This is a genomic window from Thermostichus sp. OS-CIW-26 (assembly GCF_054058395.1).
The window spans coordinates 28,560-45,703 of record NZ_JBSSAG010000007.1 but is presented as its reverse complement, the minus strand read 5'-3'; the positions used below and the strand labels follow the sequence as shown (position 1 = coordinate 45,703).

General features: G+C 58.5%; 17 protein-coding genes and 1 pseudogene. 14 read left to right on the top strand and 4 right to left on the bottom strand.

What is annotated here, in order from left to right; genetic code table 11:
• The first annotated feature begins 58 nt into the window (after positions 1-58).
• The 4 genes and pseudogenes from ACVW0C_RS04920 to ACVW0C_RS04905 all read left to right on the top strand — a co-directional run bounded on the left by ACVW0C_RS04920 (position 59) and on the right by ACVW0C_RS04905 (position 4,105).
• On the top strand, positions 59-526 hold the full coding sequence (locus ACVW0C_RS04920) for an SRPBCC family protein (protein ID WP_414390354.1): 468 nt from the start codon (positions 59-61) through the stop codon (positions 524-526).
• A 73-nt stretch (positions 527-599) separates the two neighbouring features.
• Positions 600-1,103, top strand: coding sequence for a GNAT family N-acetyltransferase (locus tag ACVW0C_RS04915; RefSeq protein ID WP_414522410.1), 504 nt, complete (start codon positions 600-602; stop codon positions 1,101-1,103).
• Positions 1,104-1,164: 61 nt separating this feature from the next.
• A pseudogene (locus ACVW0C_RS04910) lies at positions 1,165-1,947 on the top strand (RNA-guided endonuclease TnpB family protein); the annotation flags it as partial.
• Between the two features lie 52 nt (positions 1,948-1,999).
• The gene (locus ACVW0C_RS04905; protein WP_457384510.1) at positions 2,000-4,105 is read left to right on the top strand and encodes a thioredoxin domain-containing protein; all 2,106 of its coding nucleotides are present in this window, start codon (positions 2,000-2,002) and stop codon (positions 4,103-4,105) included.
• A 47-nt stretch (positions 4,106-4,152) separates the two neighbouring features.
• On the opposite strand, the gene ACVW0C_RS04900 is transcribed toward ACVW0C_RS04905, so the two are convergent.
• On the bottom strand, positions 4,153-4,587 hold the full coding sequence (locus ACVW0C_RS04900) for a Fur family transcriptional regulator (protein ID WP_414331897.1): 435 nt from the start codon (positions 4,585-4,587) through the stop codon (positions 4,153-4,155).
• A gap of 511 nt (positions 4,588-5,098) precedes the next feature.
• Here ACVW0C_RS04900 and ACVW0C_RS04895 point away from each other — a divergent pair.
• The 6 genes from ACVW0C_RS04895 (at position 5,099) to ACVW0C_RS04870 (ending at position 9,662) form a co-directional block, all read left to right on the top strand.
• Positions 5,099-6,292: a metallophosphoesterase family protein gene (locus tag ACVW0C_RS04895; RefSeq protein WP_457384544.1), complete on the top strand. Its 1,194-nt coding sequence runs from the start codon at positions 5,099-5,101 to the stop codon at positions 6,290-6,292.
• Between the two features lie 679 nt (positions 6,293-6,971).
• Positions 6,972-7,316 carry an ArsR/SmtB family transcription factor gene (locus ACVW0C_RS04890; protein WP_414427828.1) on the top strand — a complete coding sequence of 115 codons (345 nt, stop codon included), beginning with the start codon at positions 6,972-6,974 and terminating at the stop codon, positions 7,314-7,316.
• Positions 7,317-7,563: 247 nt separating this feature from the next.
• Positions 7,564-7,815, top strand: coding sequence for a hypothetical protein (locus tag ACVW0C_RS04885; protein WP_414381985.1), 252 nt, complete (start codon positions 7,564-7,566; stop codon positions 7,813-7,815).
• 116 nt (positions 7,816-7,931) lie between these two features.
• Positions 7,932-8,474, top strand: a complete 543-nt coding sequence (locus tag ACVW0C_RS04880; RefSeq protein WP_457384509.1) for a DUF3110 domain-containing protein — start codon at positions 7,932-7,934, stop codon at positions 8,472-8,474.
• A 41-nt stretch (positions 8,475-8,515) separates the two neighbouring features.
• Positions 8,516-9,241: a hypothetical protein gene (locus ACVW0C_RS04875; RefSeq protein WP_457384508.1), complete on the top strand. Its 726-nt coding sequence runs from the start codon at positions 8,516-8,518 to the stop codon at positions 9,239-9,241.
• Positions 9,242-9,272: 31 nt separating this feature from the next.
• Positions 9,273-9,662 carry a hypothetical protein gene (locus ACVW0C_RS04870; RefSeq protein ID WP_414357066.1) on the top strand — a complete coding sequence of 130 codons (390 nt, stop codon included), beginning with the start codon at positions 9,273-9,275 and terminating at the stop codon, positions 9,660-9,662.
• Between the two features lie 24 nt (positions 9,663-9,686).
• On the opposite strand, the gene ACVW0C_RS04865 is transcribed toward ACVW0C_RS04870, so the two are convergent.
• From ACVW0C_RS04865 to larE, 3 genes are all read right to left on the bottom strand, one after another.
• Positions 9,687-9,968, bottom strand: coding sequence for a DUF1830 domain-containing protein (locus ACVW0C_RS04865; protein ID WP_414331305.1), 282 nt, complete (start codon positions 9,966-9,968; stop codon positions 9,687-9,689).
• Between the two features lie 441 nt (positions 9,969-10,409).
• Complete coding sequence (locus ACVW0C_RS04860) at positions 10,410-12,242, bottom strand: DUF3769 domain-containing protein (protein WP_457384507.1); 1,833 nt, start codon at positions 12,240-12,242, stop codon at positions 10,410-10,412.
• Positions 12,243-12,294: 52 nt separating this feature from the next.
• Entirely contained in the window at positions 12,295-13,215 is a 921-nt protein-coding gene (gene larE, locus ACVW0C_RS04855; protein WP_457384506.1) for an ATP-dependent sacrificial sulfur transferase LarE, read from the bottom strand.
• 467 nt (positions 13,216-13,682) lie between these two features.
• Between larE and ebsA the strand changes: the two genes are divergently transcribed.
• The 4 genes from ebsA (at position 13,683) to ACVW0C_RS04835 (ending at position 17,084) form a co-directional block, all read left to right on the top strand.
• Positions 13,683-14,054, top strand: coding sequence for a type IV pilus biogenesis protein EbsA (gene ebsA, locus ACVW0C_RS04850; RefSeq protein WP_414343182.1), 372 nt, complete (start codon positions 13,683-13,685; stop codon positions 14,052-14,054).
• Positions 14,044-15,738 carry a citramalate synthase gene (gene cimA, locus ACVW0C_RS04845; RefSeq protein ID WP_457384505.1) on the top strand — a complete coding sequence of 565 codons (1,695 nt, stop codon included), beginning with the start codon at positions 14,044-14,046 and terminating at the stop codon, positions 15,736-15,738. The genes ebsA and cimA overlap by 11 nt, the downstream gene beginning before the upstream one ends.
• Before the next feature lie 74 nt (positions 15,739-15,812).
• Positions 15,813-16,529, top strand: a complete 717-nt coding sequence (gene coaE / locus ACVW0C_RS04840; protein ID WP_457384504.1) for a dephospho-CoA kinase — start codon at positions 15,813-15,815, stop codon at positions 16,527-16,529.
• Positions 16,530-16,565: 36 nt separating this feature from the next.
• Positions 16,566-17,084 (top strand): hypothetical protein, encoded by a 519-nt coding sequence (locus ACVW0C_RS04835; RefSeq protein WP_457384503.1) that lies wholly within the window; start codon positions 16,566-16,568, stop codon positions 17,082-17,084.
• Positions 17,085-17,144 lie beyond the last annotated feature (60 nt).

The window sequence follows — 17,144 nt, the reverse complement described above, 5'->3', positions numbered from 1 at the left end:
GTTGTGGCCAAGCCCCTGGATGGTTTGTGTTTCTGCTGGGTGTTGCGTGGGAGGCCCTATGTCAGAGTCAGATTGGCTAGAGCATACCTGTCAGGTGGAGGTGCCTGTTCCCATTGAGCAGGTATGGGATTTGTGGGCCAACCTCACCCTCATGCCCCGTTGGATGAAGTGGATCCGCTCGGTGGAATTGCTGGATCAGGAGCTATCCCGGTGGACACTGGATACCCGCGGCCTCACCTTCAGTTGGATCTCCCGCACCCACACGGTGGTGAAACACCAACACATCGGCTGGAGTTCGGTGGAGGGGCTGCCCAATCGGGGCGCGCTGCGCTTTTACGACCGCAAAGGCAGTACCATTGTGAAGCTGTCGGTGGCCTACAAGCTCCCGGGGATCCTCGGCAAAATCTTGGATGGCCTGTTTGTGGGCAAAGTGGTGGAGAGCACCATCCAGGCGGATCTGGAGCGCTTCAAAGCCTATGCCCTAGAGCATGCGGGGCCAACCGCCGAAAGTGCCTCGGCCAGCTAGTCTCCGTTCGTCAGGCCCAAGTGTTTCGCCGACCTTCCCCATTGTCAACCCTCGCCACTGCAAAGGCCGCTTCATGTCAGATCCCTCTCCTGAGCCTGTCATTGCCCTCTCTCATCAGCCGGTGGACAACCGCAACATTCGCTTCTCTCTGGAGCGGGGCGAGCTGGATCTGGATCAACTTCTCCTGCTGTTGAACCGCAATGCCTTTTGGGCGCAGAATCGCCAGCGGCAGGAGATGGAGCGGGCCGTTGCCCACAGCCATCCGGTGGTCAGCGCCTGGGATGGGGAGCGCCTGATCGGCTTTGGCCGCGCCACTTCCGATGGGGTTTACCGAGCCGTCCTCTGGGATATCGTGGTTGATCACGATTACCGACGTCAGGGCATTGGCCGCAAGTTGGTGGAAACCCTGATCAGCCATCCCCACCTGCAGTCGGTGGAGCGCATCTACCTGTTCACAACCCATCAGCGTGGCTTTTACGAGCGAATCGGCTTTGTGGAAAATCCCAGCACCACCTTGGTTTTACATGGGCGCCCTCTGGAGTTTTTAGTCCCGGCTGCCGAGCAGGAGCAGGCTTGACCGACAGGGATCCTGGGTGAGTGTATCTTGAACAACAGTGGGTTGGCTCTGCCTTGGGAGGACTGAACTAATGCGGGTGAAAGACAGATGGTATGCCATCTTTCCTGAGCCCGTGAACGAGCAGTGTTCGTTAGCAAAGGGGGTTGTTGCGCTTGACCCTGGGGTAAGAAGTTTCTTCACAGGGTTTGATGGAGCAGGTTTTGTAGATATCGCCAAAGGGGACTTTGGTAGAATCACTCGGCTGTGCTACCACCTAGACGATCTGCAGTCCAGGCTGAGCAAGGCACCGAGACTCAAGCGTAGGCGAATGCGGCAAGCGGCGTTTCGTCTGCGGGAGAGAATCAGGAACTTGGTGGACGAGTGTCATCGCAAGGTAGCGGCGTTCCTAACGGATAACTACCGATTGATATTCCTCCCCACTTTCGAGTCAGCCCAGATGGTTGCCAAGGCAGGGAGGAAGTTTGGTAGCAAGACAGCAAGGGCGATGCTCACCTGGGCGCACTATCGGTTCAAGCAGTTCCTGAAGTTCCAAGCCAAAAAGAAAAACGTGGTCGTCGTGGAAGTATCGGAAGCGTACACCAGTAAAACCTGTACCAAGTGTGGGCACATCCACACTAAGTTGGGTGGCGCAAAGGTGTTTAGATGCCCAAAGTGCAACCATAGGCTACCACGAGATTGGCAAGGCGCTCTGGGTGTTATGCTCAGGGCTTTGCGGGATACCGCCTTTCTGTTCGGCCTCCGGCCCGCTAACGCGAACGGACTCCGTCCCGCTGACGCGAGCGGAAATGGACAGAATGCTATCGCTTCACCGTTGAGCAGTAATGCTCAGCAGTGTTCAGCGTAAATGTATCAGGACGCGCTAGCCTGAAAAGCAAAAAGGGTGAGAGGGTGTACTCATGGCCAATCGCCTCGCCACAAGTTCCAGCCTTTATTTGCGCAAGCACGCCGAGAACCCGGTGGACTGGTGGCCTTGGATCCCCGAGGCTCTGGAGAAAGCGCGGGCCGAGGATAGGCCGATTTTCCTATCCATCGGCTATTCCAGTTGCCACTGGTGTACGGTCATGGAGGGTGAGGCTTTTTCCAACCCGGAGATCGCCGCTTTCCTCAATGCCCATTTTTTGCCCATCAAGGTGGATCGCGAGGAGCGGCCCGATCTCGACAGCATCTACATGCAGGCGTTGCAGCTTATGAGCGGGCAGGGGGGGTGGCCCCTCAATGTTTTCCTCACGCCCGATGACCTGGTGCCCTTTTACGCCGGCACCTATTTTCCCGTAGAGCCCCGCTTTGGCCGCCCGGGGTTTCTGGCCTTGCTGCAGCGCATCCTGCAGTTTTACCGGCAGGAAAAGGAAAAAATAGAGGAGATGAAAGGCCAGATTTTGACGGCTCTGACCACCCTCAGCGACTTAGTGCCGGAAGACCACATTCCCGCCGACCTGCTGCGCTCTGGGATCCCCAAGATCCAGCCTTTGCTCTCCAATGCCGGGGCGGTGCAGCAATTTCCCATGATGCCCTACGCTCAGTTGGTATTGCGTTCGGCCCGCTTCGACCCACCGGAAGGGATCCCCGGCTCGCAGAGCGCTCTGGAACGGGCCAAAGAGCGAGGCATGGCCTTGGTGCTGGGAGGGATCTTCGACCATGTGGCCGGAGGATTTCACCGCTACACCGTGGATCCCACCTGGACGGTGCCCCACTTTGAAAAGATGCTCTACGACAACGGGCAGATCCTGGAGTTTCTCTCCGATCTGTGGGCGCACGGTATCCAAGATCCGGCCATCGAGCGGGCGGTGCGGCTGACGGTGGAGTGGGTGGCGCGAGAGATGACCGCCCCTGCCGGGTATTTCTACGCCGCTCAAGATGCCGACAGCTTTGCCCGGGCAGAGGATCGAGAGCCAGAGGAGGGAGAGTTCTACGTCTGGCGCTGGCAGGAGCTGCAGGAGCTCTTGGGGGAAGAAACCTTCCGCGCCTTGCAGCAGGCGTTTGACCTATCGCCGGGGGGCAACTTCCCCGATCGGCCCGGCTGCATCGTCTTGCAGCGCCAACAGGGAGGAGCGTTGCCGCCAGAAGTTGAAGCCGCCTTGACCACCCATCTGTTTCAGGCACGCTATGGCTCTGCGGAGCGACGAGTTCCCTTCCCTCCGGCAGTGGATGCCCAGTCGGCCCGTCTGCAATCCTGGCCAGGGCGAATCCCACCTGTCACCGACACCAAGATGATCGTCTCTTGGAACGCCTTGATGATCTCCGGCCTGGCGCGGGCCTATCAAGTGTTCGGCAACGCAGACTATCTGCAATTCGCTCTGCGGGCAGCCCAATTCATCCTCAGCCAGCAGCGCCACCCTGAGACCGGATCCCTGTTGCGCCTGAACTACGATGGCACAGCTCAGGTGCCCGCCAAATCGGAAGATTACGCCCTGCTGATCAAGGCCCTGTTGGACTTGCAGCAAGCCTGCCTGCCTCTGGTGGGGGATCCCACCCCTCAAGACTGGTTGCAGGCTGCCCTCCAGCTCCAGCAGGAGATGGATGCGCAACTGTGGGATCCGGCCAGGGGGGGATACTTTGTCAGCGATGCCCAGAGTGCCCCTGAGCTGTTGGTGCGAGAGAAGGAGTTCCAGGACAACGCTACCCCTGCAGCCAATGGGGTGGCCATTGCCAACCTGGTGCGCCTTGCCGCCCTCACTGGAGATCTGGACTACCTGGAGCGGGCAGAGCAGGCCTTGAAAACCTTTGCCCACATCATGAGCACCCAGCCGCGCACCTGCCCCAGCCTTTTTGCCGGACTGGATTGGTACAGCAATTGGGTGAAAGTCACCCTGGAGGCCGATTCCATTCCCGCCTTTCAGCAACGATCTTGGCCCACCACCGTCTTTGCTCTCCCCACCGAAGCCGAACCTCTGCCGGAAGGAGCTCTGGGGCTGGTGTGCTGGGGCAACAAATGCCTGGCCCCTGCCAGTTCTCTCGAGCAAATCCAGTCCCAAATCACCAAAGGCCAAAACCGGGCTTACTGACCTTTGCCCAACTTTTGCTCAGGGCAGCAGGGATCCCTTTGCCAAGGTTACTGCTGGGGCTCCGCAGGCTTTTCCACCCCAAAAAACTCAATGCGGTAACTTTGGATGCGGGTGCCCGTTTGTTGCTCCACTTGGGCCAGCAGTTCAGGCGGCAGCTCCACGTCCACATCCAAGATGCGGTTGCTATCCAGACAGTTCACGTGGCTGTGGGGATGGGTGCGGTTGCCGTAGCGGCGCCCATCGGCACGATCCAAGCACTCGACAATGTTGTGGCTGGCCAAAGCTTCCAGGTTTTGATAAACGGACGTGTGGCCAATCGGTTTGCCCTGCTGATTTAGGCGATCGTAAATCTCGCGGGCGGAGAGGTGCTCGCCACACTGCCACAGCAGCTCCAGGATATAACGGCGCTGTCGGCTCAAACGCAGATTGCACTCCCGGCACCGTTCCAAAGCAGCTTCCAAAGAATCCAAGGGGCGAGGCATGGAAAACCTCAAGTCATACCGAGTCTGAGATAGGTAGTTGCTCATCTCCACCAAGGTAGCATTTGTGCGTCAACAGTTGTTCAAAAAACACCCCGAACTCTACAAGAGCTGCCGCGCATAGCCATCTTCGAGCCGAGTCCAGGCCGTGCGCAGATGGAAGAGCATGCCTCTAACCCCCAAAACCCTGAACTTTGCTGAATTTACTGAGCTTTAGGCGGTTTGGCAAAAGTCATTGAGAGGGATATAGTAGACCAAGTTTCCCCCTGATCCTTGAGTCCACCGCAACGGTTGCCGGGAAGTGAAGGGGGAAAGCGCTCGGGGGGTATTCCTCAGGGCTTTGCGGGATACCGCCTTCCTGTTTGGACTCCGTCCCGCTGACGCGAACAGAGATAGGCAGGATGCGATCGCTTCTTTCCTGAACCATGTTCAGGAGAGTTCAGCGTGAATGTATCAGCCCAACATCAGCCTTTTGATTTTCTACAATACCGCTGGAGGGTTGGGGGCAAAGATCATGCAGCGGCGCAAGGTAATTCTGGGTTTGTTGGGGTTGGCCAGCAGCAGTGGATTGGCAGGAGCCTATTGGGCCAGTCGGCAGCAGCCCTCTCATCTAGCCCCAGGGATGGGATCCCCTAGAGCCGCTCTCCCCCCTCCTACCCCCCAGCCCACCCCCACCGTCGTCCCCCATCCAGATGCCCCCCATGGCCTCTACATCCCCCCCCGCCGAGATCTGCGCCTCTTGGTCATCAGTGACATGAACGGCATCTACGGCTCGGTGGAATACGACCCAGAGGTGGATCGGGGCATCGGCCTCATCCCCTATCTTCAGCCGGATATTGTTTTGGGAGGAGGAGATATGGTGGCCGGTCAGGATCCCCGCCTGTCGGAGGAGCGCATTCGCGCCATGTGGGCAGCCTTCGACCGGCATGTGGCTGGCCCAATCCGTGCGGCCAAACTTCCCTACGGCTTTACCTTGGGCAATCACGATGCTTCCTGTGCCCGCACCACGCGGGGCGGCTTTCTCTTTCAAAAAGAACGGGATCTGGCCCGCGAGTTTTGGAACGATCCGGCCCACGACCCAGGTTTGAACTTTGTGGATCGGGGGGACTTTCCCTTCTACTACACCTTTGAAAAAGACGATGTGTTTTACCTAGTCTGGGATGCCACCTGCAATTACATCCCGCCCGAACAAATGGCCTGGGCGGAAGCGGCTTTGGCCAGCGAACGGGCTCAGAAGGCCAAGTTGCGCATTGTCATCGGCCATCTGCCCCTCTACGCCATCACTGTCGGGCGCGACGATCCGGGAGAAGTGCTGCTGGAGGCGGATGCCAAACGGGCTCTGCTGGAGAAGTACCGCGTCCACACCTACATCAGCGGCCACGACCACGGCTACTACCCTGGCCACAAAGGGCAACTGCAACTGCTTCACTGCGGCATTCTCGGCTCTGGCCCTCGTCCCCTCTTGGGCAGCCCTCTGCCCCCCCGCAAGACCCTCACCCTTATCGACGTGGATTTCGAGAGCCCAGATGTTACCTATTACACTACCTATCACATGCGGGATCTGAGCGTGATCGACCAAGCAGAGCTGCCCCGCTTCATCACCGGGCACAATGGCTTGGTGCTGCGCCGCGACGTCAATTGGGACAACCTCACCCCCCAAGAAATCGCCACCTGCCAAGCTCGTATTGGATCCCTGTGTCGGGATTAACGTCTCCGTCTTGGCAAAAGATTGATGAGCCGTTTGTAGATGCTGATACATTTACGCTGAACACTGCTGAACATCACTGTTCAACTATGCAGCGATAGCATTCTGTTTGTTTCCATTCGCGTTAGCGGGACGGAGTCCAAACAGAATGGCGGTATCCCGCAAAGCTTTGAGTAGAATACCCAAAGCGCAGTTTCCGTGTCGTCTTACTACCAATTTTCTGCTTTGCTTTGGCTACCATGTTGGCAGACTCGAAAGTAAACAGAAAGATCAACTGGTAGTAATCCGTACTGAACATATTATACATTATTTTCAGTATAGTTGAGCTTATTATTGACTAGAGTCATGCTCTCGCGAGGGTTCTGCACACTTCGCGAGCAGCCCAGGCTTTTCAACAGATGATTCAAAGCAGCTTTTTCCAGCAACACCAGCCATAGCCGGTGCAACTGTGTCTCTCGCATAACGGATGCCGGTGATTGATTCCAGCGAAACTGTAGAGAGCTTGTGAAGGCAGCAACAAGAAACGTTAAAGAGAACACAAAGTTGGCAACGGAATGTTGGCAGTGTTATCTTCAAGCGCGGTTGACCTACCGTCGCTGAGCCGGTTGACTGTTGCGCCTTTTCCCTGCCGTCCAACTGATCGACAACTGGAGCGCAAAACTCCTGCTACCCTGGTTGAATGATGGTTTCGTTGCTGGTCGAGGTAGAAGGGGATTGGATGGATGAGCAGGTGCGGGCGGGGTTCCACGCTCTCTCCGACCCGATTCGCCTGCGTGTGCTGCAACTGCTGCAGGGGCGTGAGTTGTGTGTTTGTGATCTCTGCGAGGAGCTGAAGGTGAGCCAATCCAAGCTCTCGTTTCACCTAAAAACCCTGCGGGATGCGAAATTGGTCAATGCTCGCCAGCAGGGGCGCTGGATTTACTACAGCCTCAACCCACCCGGTTTTCAGCTCCTGCAGCATTTTTTGGATAGATTGGGGCAAGCTGGCCCTGTCAAGGCCGCAGTTCCCTGTGTGGAAGACCTCTAAGGCGAGCAGGGATCCCAAAATGTCCCTAGAAAAACTGTCGGATCCCGCCCTTGTACATTCCGAAGACGGGCTTGCTGCAACACAAGAAATTACAGATGTGAATGGTGTTCCCTGCTGGCAACCCCAGGGATCCCGGCGGGTCAACTCGGAGAAAATGAGGATCCCATCTCCTAAAATCCATCAAAGTTCCCTGACACCAGCTCCCCTGTTGCTTAGTTAGGATTGATACAAGAGAGGTGGGAACAACATGATACGTGAACAGCGAGAAGAGTTGGAACGCATCCACCGAGCACACCTGTGGAATCGCCTCAAGGAGCGGGTGAAACGCGCCCAGTTGAATCCATCTCTGCTGGCTTTGCTGGCACGAGAGGCTTTTGAGTTGGGCTTCCCCCTTCCCTCTTTATCTGACCAACCCCAGGTCAATTCCCCTGCTGAGCAGCCCCAAGATGGAAGTAATCATCGCCGCACAAGGCCTCCGGCCCGCTGGCGCGAACGGTGAGTCCACCCTCTCTTCTGGCCGAGAAAGCGGGCAGCCACGATCATAGGAGAATTTCTCTCCAGAGACTCTCAAAGCAGCTAGTCTAGGCAATGATTTTGAATAAATCAGAGCCCATGATGAACACCGCCGAAGCCCTTGAGATTCTCAACCTTCCGCCGGACGCAACCGAGCGGCAGATCCGGGGGCGACTGTTTCAGGAATACCAAACCCTCAGTACTGCCCTCGCAGAACTGGAGGACGAGCGACAAAGACCCTTGCTAGAGGCGCAACTGGCGCGGCTGAATGAGGCGCGGGATGTATTGCTTAGCGGGGGATCCCAGGCTGAGAAGGGTTTGTCTTGGGTCAGCCCAGAGGACTTGCCCCCCCAGGTGATTGTGCTGCTTTACCAAGCCAATGGGCAGGAGGGAATCTGTACGCGCCAGGTTGGGGGTCAAGATATCGTCATTGCTTTCGAGAGCTCGTTTGCGGCAAGAAAATATGCGCAGCGGTTGGCTCAACAGGGACTGCCCAAGCCCGTGGCAGAACGCTTTGACACGCAGGAGATCGTCGATTTTTGCCGCAGCGGAGGGTATGGGTTGATGGTGGTTCCGGCCAGCGAAACGCTGGAGCCCCTACAAGAAAGCACGGAAGCTGCCCGTGATTGGCAGGGCAGGTCTTGATGCCGTTTGGCCTCGATCCACTTGCGTTAAGGGTGCCCTCGATGATTAGTGTGGAACCGATCTCTGTGGACGAGTTTCGCCAGCTCATGGCCGCCGATCTGGACGCTTGCTGCGAGGCCTTTGATTTGCGGGCGGAGTACCTGCGTCTGCAGCAACAGCGGCTACGCTCCTGGGGCATGCTGGCCTTTGGTTTGATAGCAATAGCCTTGGTCATCTTCTTGGGGATGCGGGATCCCGGCTCTTGGGTGCCCTATGCCGCAGCTACCGGGATCCTACTGCTGCTCCTGTTGGGGATCCTGAGAGCCAACTTGCGCTTGGGAAAAAGCCTGCATCGCATCCGCCAGCGTTGGCAGGAGGCCCACCTGCTCAACAGCACCCCTGAGATGATGAAGTTTGCCACCGATCTGGCCCGCAAGGTAAAAGACTACAACCACTGGGTCAACGAGCTCCAACAATCCCTGCAGGGGGGGCAGCATTGGCGGGATTTTCGGCAACTCAGTGAGGCTGAGCAAAAGTACATCCAGTCGCTGTTTTTGCAGGTGCGGGCCCAACTGGTGATGGCCCTACAGGTGTGCCGAGCTTTGATCGAGGATCCACAAGCCTCTGTGGCTCAGTATCTCAACCAAATGGTTGCCCGGGATCAGCAACTGCTGGAGCAGTTTACCGCCAAAAACCTGACCGCCAACCGCTACGTGACCTTGGCTCGCCAGCTATCTGTGCTGGAGGAAGATTTGCAAGCCCAGCTCAGAGCCTTGGGATCCCGATGATACCCTGTTGGAGGTGTCCAGCAGCGTACTCATGGGCAGTAGAGGCACTCGAAAATTGTACGGCCTGTTGCTTGCCGGCGGACTGGGCTTGCTGGGATGCGGGGATCCGAATGTACCCCTGACCCAACCGCCCCCCGATGCTTTTCGGGTCAGCACCCCACGGCCACCGCGCCTGGATCTCTATCCCACCCCACCACCCACGCCAACTCCTACGCCGACACCACCCCCCAGCTTGCTGGAGCTCACGGCCCGTTGGTTGGGGATCCCTTGGCCGCCCCAAGAGACCAGCCTGGTGAGATTGAGCGCCCGTTTCCTGGAGATCCCCCTACCTCCCAAGCCGCGCCGCTCCGCCAGCCCCTCACCTCAGCCTTCCCCCAGTTCGGAAAGAGAAGAGAGAAAGCAGCAAGGCCGCGAAACCTAGTCCGCACCCCTGGCCTCTGGAGATCTAGGCGCCCGCAGTCACCGGCTCCGTTTCTCGAACGCGCAGCTTTTCACAGGGGATGGTGTCTGCCAGAATGGAGCTGGCCATCATACCCGTGTGAATCTCTAGCTTGGCTCCAGGCACCGCTTCAAAGAGCAGCCGCTGGCCTGGAAAGACCACCCGCTCAAAGTACCAGTTTTCGATATTCGTGATGCGAACCACCTGAATGGAGCTGGTCGCATTGATGTAGCTACAGGTTATTCGCTCTGCTCGTTTTTTATCGGGGATTGCATCGAGTGTTTGCATTGTTCAGATCACCAGCCCACGTTGCTCAGCCTACCATCTACCCTAACACCGTCTGGGGATCACTGCAGTAGTCTGGGATACGGCGATCCCAACTGGCAGGAATCAATCCTGGAAAAACATAGTCATTCATAGTCACTCCAAACTAGATTGAAACACTTCCCAAGCGTTCCGCGCCGCTTACAGAGGGAGTCATCCTTCACCCCCAGCCCCTCTCCTTTGGGAGAGGAGAGTTAGGAAGCAATGCCACGGAAAGGTCTCATTCCTGTTTAAAATGACTGTAACTTCTGTATCTTACCTTACCGTTTCGATGTCCAGAAGGGTTCTGCAATTCAAGGCAGATTTGAGGTAGGATTTCTCCCCAAGTTGGGGTAATTTCTCATAGAAAATCTCCACAGAGTAGTAGTCAGGATTACATTTTTCCGTTCCCTTGGAGTTTGGGGATCAGGGCTCTTGGATCCTCGATCCCGTCGTCGGCTGCGGCGAGGATTGGCCGGGATCCCAGTTCAGACCCTCCACCCGCAGCTCCAGAGCCCCCGACTGGCGCACCGGATTGTACTGCAGGCTAAAGCCATAGGTGCGGCGGTCGTAGCCCAGGCGATAGACGACATCCACCTGCTGGCCCGACTGCAAATCTACCGTTGTCTCTGCCCCTACCCGCAGCGGGCCGTACAGTTGTTGCAAAAAGCCCAGGACGAGCTGTTCCCGCGTGGTGATGCGGTCAAACAAAAATGGCGAGGCTCCGGCCAAAAAACCGTTGGAGTAGGTCACCCTCAGGTTGGTGTAGTCGAAGGTATCGGCCACAAAAGCCCCAATCACCGCATCAATGCCAATACTGCCGGCAGTATAGCTCTGGGCTCGGCCATTGGAGTAAAAAGACTGGCTGCTGCTCACACCGGTGCTGAGCCAGATCCCTTGCTCGATGGGCAGAGCGGAAAAGCGGGGTGGGGGATCCGCCGCCGTCTTGGGAGGGCTCCAGAGGGGAAAGGAGCGATTCAAGGTTGCCCCCAGTTGCAGGCGGGAGAGCTGAATGCGGTCGGTGGTGTTGGCTAAGGCCAACTCCGGATCCGTGTCGATTTCATCCGGCTGCCCCAAGGCATCAATGTAGTCGACGGCTATGCGGTAGCTGAGATCCAAGCCGGTATTGCCCAGGCGCAGGGTGGGTGAGCGGTAGCTGGCACCGAGGCGGTTTTCCACAATTTGAAACCCCAGGCGACCGCTGAAGAAGCGTTCCCGATAGGCGTAGGTGTAGGCGACTTCTCCGCCATCGCCGGTGGTGATGCGGTGTTCGACCTGGGCTCGCAAGCGCTGAGCAAACTCCTGGAAGACGATCCCCCGCAGCTCGGCAAACAGCGAGGTTTGAGCGTTGGCTTCCGGTTGCCGCCAACGAAAATCGGCCCGCAGCCCGATCCCATCCAAAAGGCCCTGCTCACTGCCCCAAAGACGTTGTGGATACAGTTGCGGGGAGAGCACCAAGCTCACGTTGGGATCCCGCAGCAGCTCAATGTTGGACTGGAGGATCAAGCCGCGCCGCAATTCTTCCCTGTCGAAATCATCGTAGAAGATGCTGACCGGAGGCTGACGGTTTAATGAGTCGAAGCGCAACCGAATGGGCAGAGGCAGAAACAAGACCTGGTCGAAGGCCAGTTGGCCGGCCTCGGCAATCAAAAGGCTGGAGCCATCGGCTTGCAGGGTGGAGGTCACCCGTGGGCTACGAATCTCCAACTCCGGCGGATCCAGCGGGTCGTTGGTCAGCCGCACCTGTTCTCCTTCCCAGGTGGTGGCATCGAAGCGGATGCGAACGGCACGAAAGCGCACCAGCCGCTGCGGAGAGAGGGCGGCTGCCGGGGATCCACTGGCCTGCAACTGGCCAATATCCACCTGCCCGAAGGCCTCTTCCAAAAATCCCCGCTCTTGCTCAAAGTCGTACTCCAGCCGGGATCCCTGAATGCGCTGCCGATCCAGTTGAATAGAGACATTGCCCTCGGCCACAGCCCGCCGCTGTCGCAGTTCAATGCGCAGGCGATCCGCCCGCAACACAGAGCGGCCCAGCCGCATCTCCACATTGCCTTCTGCTTGGAAGACTTCCGCCCGTTGATCGAAGGTTTGCCGGTCAGAACGCAGCCGTAACGTTCGGTCGGCAACGGCGCTGAGGTCAGTCGTATCCATGGGCTGAGCGCCCCCCTTCTTCTGTGGTTCCACCTGAGCCGCAGCAGGGCCGGCAACTGCCAACCCCAGCACCCCCAAGCAGAGCCAGAGCAACCGCAACCCTCTCATAATCACCCGGCGCAAAACTTCAACACAGATCCCCTACGGCTTCCCCAGCCCGCTAGCTTGTGGCCAACTGGGAAAGGTTGAGGACTCGGTTGAGCTTGCCGCTGCGGTAGCCCTCCAAATCGAGACTGACATAGAGATAGCCGAAGGATTGCAGGGCCTTGACCAGCGCTTCCAGATTGGTTTTCTGCACAAACTCCACGATCTGATCCGGAGGAAGTTCGATGCGGGCGGTGTCCTTCTCCGAGCGCACCCTGACCTGCCGCCAACCCAAGCTGCGCAAGTAGCGCTCCGCCGCTCCCACCCGACGCAGCTTCTCAGGGGTGATTGCCTCCCCGTAGGGAAAGCGAGAGCTGAGGCAGGGTTGGGCCGGTTTATCCCACCAAGACAGCCCCAGGTGGCGAGACAATTGCCGCACCTCCAGCTTGCTCATCCCCACCTCCGCCAAAGGGGAACGCACGCCGCGCTCCCGAGCTGCCTGTGTCCCCGGTCGGTAATCGGCAAGATCGTCGGCATTGAGGCCATCCACCACATGGTTATATCCCTGGGCTTGGGCCAACAGGCGCAAGGTATCGTGCAAGTGGCTTTTGCAGAAGTAACACCGGTTAACAGGGTTGGCAGCGTAGCTCGGATCCTCCAGCTCGTGGGTTTCGACGATCTGATGGCGGATCCCGATTTGCCGAGCCTGCTGAATTGCCTCCTCCAAATCTTCCGGCAGCAGCGAAGGAGAAGCAGCGGTGACAGCCAGGGCCCGCTCCCCCAGCTGATCGCAGGCCAACTTGGCCACCAGGCTGCTATCAACCCCCCCAGAGTAGGCCACCAAGACCTGCTCCATCTCGGCGAAGATCTGGACAAGCTGCTGGAACTTGCGCTGCAGGACGGGATCCCACTCCAGCAGGGGGTTGGCCGTTGTTCCTCCCTCTCCGGGGGGGAGAGGGTCGAGACGAGAGGCGGTTGGGCCTTGGGCTGTGTTCATGAAGCCAGGAGATGCCAAACGTTTGGAGAACCAAGCAAGGGCACCGTCTCGCCACCGCCGGCAGGAGAAGAGCCGGTTGCGAGCAGGGGCAGGGATCCCTCCTTTTCTATTCTTTCCCAGAGATCCCCGACTTTCCAACGCTTCCCTCCAGCTTGGGATGCGGGATCCCTCAAGGAAAAGTAGACAATTGGGCAATCTATCCGTAGTCCGCTGACCTGCTGTCGCGATGGTGCTATGCCTCCGGCACCCTACCGGGAACCGCACCGCTTCGCGATACGCTGAATGAAATGGGTTGCAGTGGCCCCTTATAATTTTTTCTGGGTTCTCTGCCGCAATTGACCTCACAGCTTTTTCCGGCAACACTTGCTACAGCCAATGCAGAGATATCTACTTGGTTATAGGGATCCCACCTATCTTGCAGAACTTCATGAAACTTAGAAAAAGCGGTACCCCTCTCCTAGCGCACCATGGCTTTGCAACTTGAACCCGCTAGCCCGCCAGAAGTGGCCGTTTATCAGCCCTATTACGCCGTTGCCCGCCGACAGTACCTAGCCCTCGCGGTGGGCCTCTACAAAAAAGCCAGCCTGGAAGGGCAGAGGGCCATCGAGGGGGAAGAGCCTGTCCGCTTCTTGGCCAGTTGGCATACGTCCCCGTTGCCTTCGGATCTGACGGTGGTTCAGGTCATCTTTGCTCAGGATGCAGATCTCACCTATCAGCTCTCCATCGCCAACTACGAGTTTGTGGATTATCTGATTGATGTCGTCTCTTTGGTGCAGCGCGGACAACAGCCGGATTTCTCCACCGCCTTTTACAAGAAACTGATGCGATATGAAGATTGATCTGGGTTGCTCAGCCACCATCACTCTCTACGACACCACACTGCGGGATGGGGCCCAGCGAGAGGGTCTATCGCTGTCGGTGCAAGACAAGTTACAGATTGCCAAGCTGCTGGATCGGCTGGGGATCCCGTTTATTGAAGGGGGCTGGCCAGGAGCCAATCCCAAGGATGTGCAGTTTTTCTGGCAGATGCGGGAAGAGCCCCTAGAGCAAGCCGAGCTGGTGGCTTTTTGTTCTACCCGCAAGCCGGGGCGGCGGGCGGCAGACGATCCCATGCTGCAGGCCATTTTGGCGGCGGGCACCCGCTATATAACCGTCTTCGGCAAGTCTTGGGATCTCCACGTCACCGAGGGCCTGGGCACCACGCTGCAGGAAAACCTGGCCATGATCCGCGACACCATTGCCTATCTGCGATCCCAGGGGCGGCGGGTCATCTACGATGCCGAGCACTGGTTCGACGCCTATCGCCACAACCCCGACTATGCCCTGCAAACCCTGGTGGCGGCTGCCGAGGCAGGGGCGGAGTGGCTGGTTCTCTGCGATACCAACGGCGGATCCCTGCCCCACGAGATTGCGGCGATCACGGCAGCTGTCTTGGCAGAATCCCATCACCTGCGGCATTTGCCTCTGGGCATTCACACCCACAACGACTCCGGCACCGCTGTGGCCAACGCCCTGGCGGCGGTGCAGGCAGGGGCGCGCATGGTGCAGGGCACCATCAACGGCTATGGGGAACGCTGCGGCAATGCCGACCTGTGCAGCGTCATTCCCAACTTGCAACTGAAGCTGGGCTATCGCTGTCTGCCGCAAGAGAAGCTGCAACACCTGACGGAGATCTCCCGCTCCATCAGCGAGGTGGTCAATTTGGCCCCGGATGACCATGCTCCGTTTGTGGGCCTATCGGCCTTTGCCCACAAGGGCGGGATCCACGTCAGCGCCGTTCAGAAAAACCCCCTCACCTACGAGCACATCGCCCCGGAGCAAGTGGGCAACTGTCGCCGCATTGTGGTCTCGGAACAGGCGGGGCTGAGCAACATTCTCCACAAAATGGCCGGATTCGGGATCCGGCTGGAGAAGTCGGATCCGCAGGTGCGCTTGATTTTGGAGCGGCTGAAAACCCTGGAGCTGCAGGGCTACCAGTTTGAGGCGGCTGAGGCCAGCTTTGAGCTGTTGGTGAGGGGGTTGTTGGGTCAGCGCTCGCATCCGTTTGAAGTGCTCAGCTTCAACGTGACGACCACCACCCGCTCCGATTGGAACAGCAAAGACCGGGATCCCAGTGGCGAGGCAACGGATGTGCAATCGTTGGCAGCGGTGAAAATCGCGGTGCAGGGGCAGACTCGGGTGACGGCGGCGGAAGGCAATGGGCCGGTGGCTGCTCTGGATGGGGCGCTACGCAAAGCGCTGCTGGAGTTCTATCCCCAACTGGAGGCGATTCACCTGTCTGATTACAAGGTGCGCATTTTGGATGGGCGAGCCGGCACCTCGGCCAAAACGCGCGTGCTGGTGGAGTTTAGCGACGGTCACCGCCGTTGGACAACGGTGGGGGTTTCCACCAACATCATCGAGGCCTCCTGTCGGGCTTTGGTGGAGGGCTTTGAGTATAGCCTGCTGCCGCCCAGCTCTCCTTTGCCGGCTGCGGCAGAGCACCGTTCTTCTCCGCTGGCTGCAAAAACGGCCTCCCCTTGAAGAAAAACCTTCAACTGGCTTTACCCTGGCAGCGCCCCTCTACCCCAGCAAGCTAAACCGTAACCACGACAGCTATGCGAATCATCGGCCTGACAGGCGGAGTGGGCACGGGCAAATCCACGGTCGCCCGCATCTTGGAGCAGCACGGGATCCCGGTGGCCGATGCCGATCAAATGGCCCGCCAGGCTTTGGCATTGGGATCCCCCATTCGCGAGCGGGTACTGGAACGCTATGGAAAGGCCATCCAAACACCCTCCGGGGATCTGGATCGCCGGCGGTTGGGCCAGATCGTGTTTGCAGATGCCGCTGAGCGGGCTTGGCTAGAGGCCCAAATCCACCCTTTCGTTAGAGCTCAACTGCAAGATTTTCTGTTCGGGTTAGCGGAGCAGAGCTCTGAGGCGCATGGCGTGTTGCTTGAGGAAGGGCCTGGTTCCCAAAAGAACAGCGGGCCAGGGTTTTCCTCTGCCCAGGGATCCCAAACCGTTTGTCTGATGATCCCGTTGCTGTTTGAAGCCCACATGGAAAATTGGGCCAGCGAGATTTGGGTGGTGACTTGCACCCCAGAGCAGCAGCGGCAACGCCTTGCCCGCCGGGATCCCCTGACGCCGGAAGAAATCGAAGCTCGCATTGCCAGCCAGTGGCCTTTGGCGGAAAAAGTGCGCCGTGCAGACGTGGTGCTGGACAACTCCGGATCCCTGGCTGAGCTGGAAGCCCAGGTGAAGCAAGCTTTGGCGTCGGCGGGCCAGAGGCCATTTGCCTCACCTCGGCAGGCCGGATACAGTGACGGATAGGGGATCCCCTACGCCCCGGTGGGACGGAGGGTAGCCATGTACGGGTGGGTTGAGGGAGAAACGATGCAGGAAGCAGGCTGCGTTGGCGAGACGGAGTTTGCTCAAGCTCTGGCCGCGCGGGAGCGGGAAATCCAGCTTTTGCGAGAGCGCAATCGCATCTTGCAGGGCCAGATAGACCTTCTGGAGCTGCGCCAAGAAAAGCAACACCGGCAAATTCGCAGCTATGAGGCGGAGATCGAGCAGCTTTACCAAGAGAAGCAGTTGCTGGAGCAGATGATCCAGGAGTTGCCGGAGCTCTACCGGCGCAAGCTGCAGGCCCGCCTTCAGCCCATCCGCCAGCGCATCGCCGCCATCCAGGCAGAGAATCGCCAGCTCAGGAAGGAGGTGTATCAGCTCAGCTACCGCGTGCAGCACATGGATCAGCTTGACTCGCCCGGCTGGAGAGTGCAACTGCCCCAGCTTCCCTCTCTGCGTCGCCGGGATCCCAAATCCTCAGCGGAGCGGAGCACAAAAGCTCTGCCGGTCTCCCCCCCTGGTGTCCAGCCCTGCTCTTGATGGGCAAGGAGGGATCCCGCCATCGAGAAGCCAGAATAGGGGAGCCCCGGTGGGATCGCG

Coding starts and splice junctions, on each gene's coding strand:
- ACVW0C_RS04900 (WP_414331897.1), bottom strand. CDS start 4,587: ATGCCTCGCCCCTTGGATTCTTTGGAAGCTGCTTTGGAACGGTGCCGG.
- ACVW0C_RS04835 (WP_457384503.1), top strand. CDS start 16,566: ATGTACGGGTGGGTTGAGGGAGAAACGATGCAGGAAGCAGGCTGCGTT.
- ACVW0C_RS04905 (WP_457384510.1), top strand. CDS start 2,000: ATGGCCAATCGCCTCGCCACAAGTTCCAGCCTTTATTTGCGCAAGCAC.
- ACVW0C_RS04865 (WP_414331305.1), bottom strand. CDS start 9,968: ATGCAAACACTCGATGCAATCCCCGATAAAAAACGAGCAGAGCGAATA.
- ACVW0C_RS04895 (WP_457384544.1), top strand. CDS start 5,099: ATGCAGCGGCGCAAGGTAATTCTGGGTTTGTTGGGGTTGGCCAGCAGC.
- ACVW0C_RS04890 (WP_414427828.1), top strand. CDS start 6,972: ATGGTTTCGTTGCTGGTCGAGGTAGAAGGGGATTGGATGGATGAGCAG.
- larE (WP_457384506.1), bottom strand. CDS start 13,215: ATGAACACAGCCCAAGGCCCAACCGCCTCTCGTCTCGACCCTCTCCCC.
- ACVW0C_RS04915 (WP_414522410.1), top strand. CDS start 600: ATGTCAGATCCCTCTCCTGAGCCTGTCATTGCCCTCTCTCATCAGCCG.
- ACVW0C_RS04860 (WP_457384507.1), bottom strand. CDS start 12,242: ATGAGAGGGTTGCGGTTGCTCTGGCTCTGCTTGGGGGTGCTGGGGTTG.
- ebsA (WP_414343182.1), top strand. CDS start 13,683: ATGGCTTTGCAACTTGAACCCGCTAGCCCGCCAGAAGTGGCCGTTTAT.
- cimA (WP_457384505.1), top strand. CDS start 14,044: ATGAAGATTGATCTGGGTTGCTCAGCCACCATCACTCTCTACGACACC.
- coaE (WP_457384504.1), top strand. CDS start 15,813: ATGCGAATCATCGGCCTGACAGGCGGAGTGGGCACGGGCAAATCCACG.
- ACVW0C_RS04880 (WP_457384509.1), top strand. CDS start 7,932: ATGAACACCGCCGAAGCCCTTGAGATTCTCAACCTTCCGCCGGACGCA.
- ACVW0C_RS04920 (WP_414390354.1), top strand. CDS start 59: ATGTCAGAGTCAGATTGGCTAGAGCATACCTGTCAGGTGGAGGTGCCT.
- ACVW0C_RS04885 (WP_414381985.1), top strand. CDS start 7,564: ATGATACGTGAACAGCGAGAAGAGTTGGAACGCATCCACCGAGCACAC.
- ACVW0C_RS04875 (WP_457384508.1), top strand. CDS start 8,516: ATGATTAGTGTGGAACCGATCTCTGTGGACGAGTTTCGCCAGCTCATG.
- ACVW0C_RS04870 (WP_414357066.1), top strand. CDS start 9,273: ATGGGCAGTAGAGGCACTCGAAAATTGTACGGCCTGTTGCTTGCCGGC.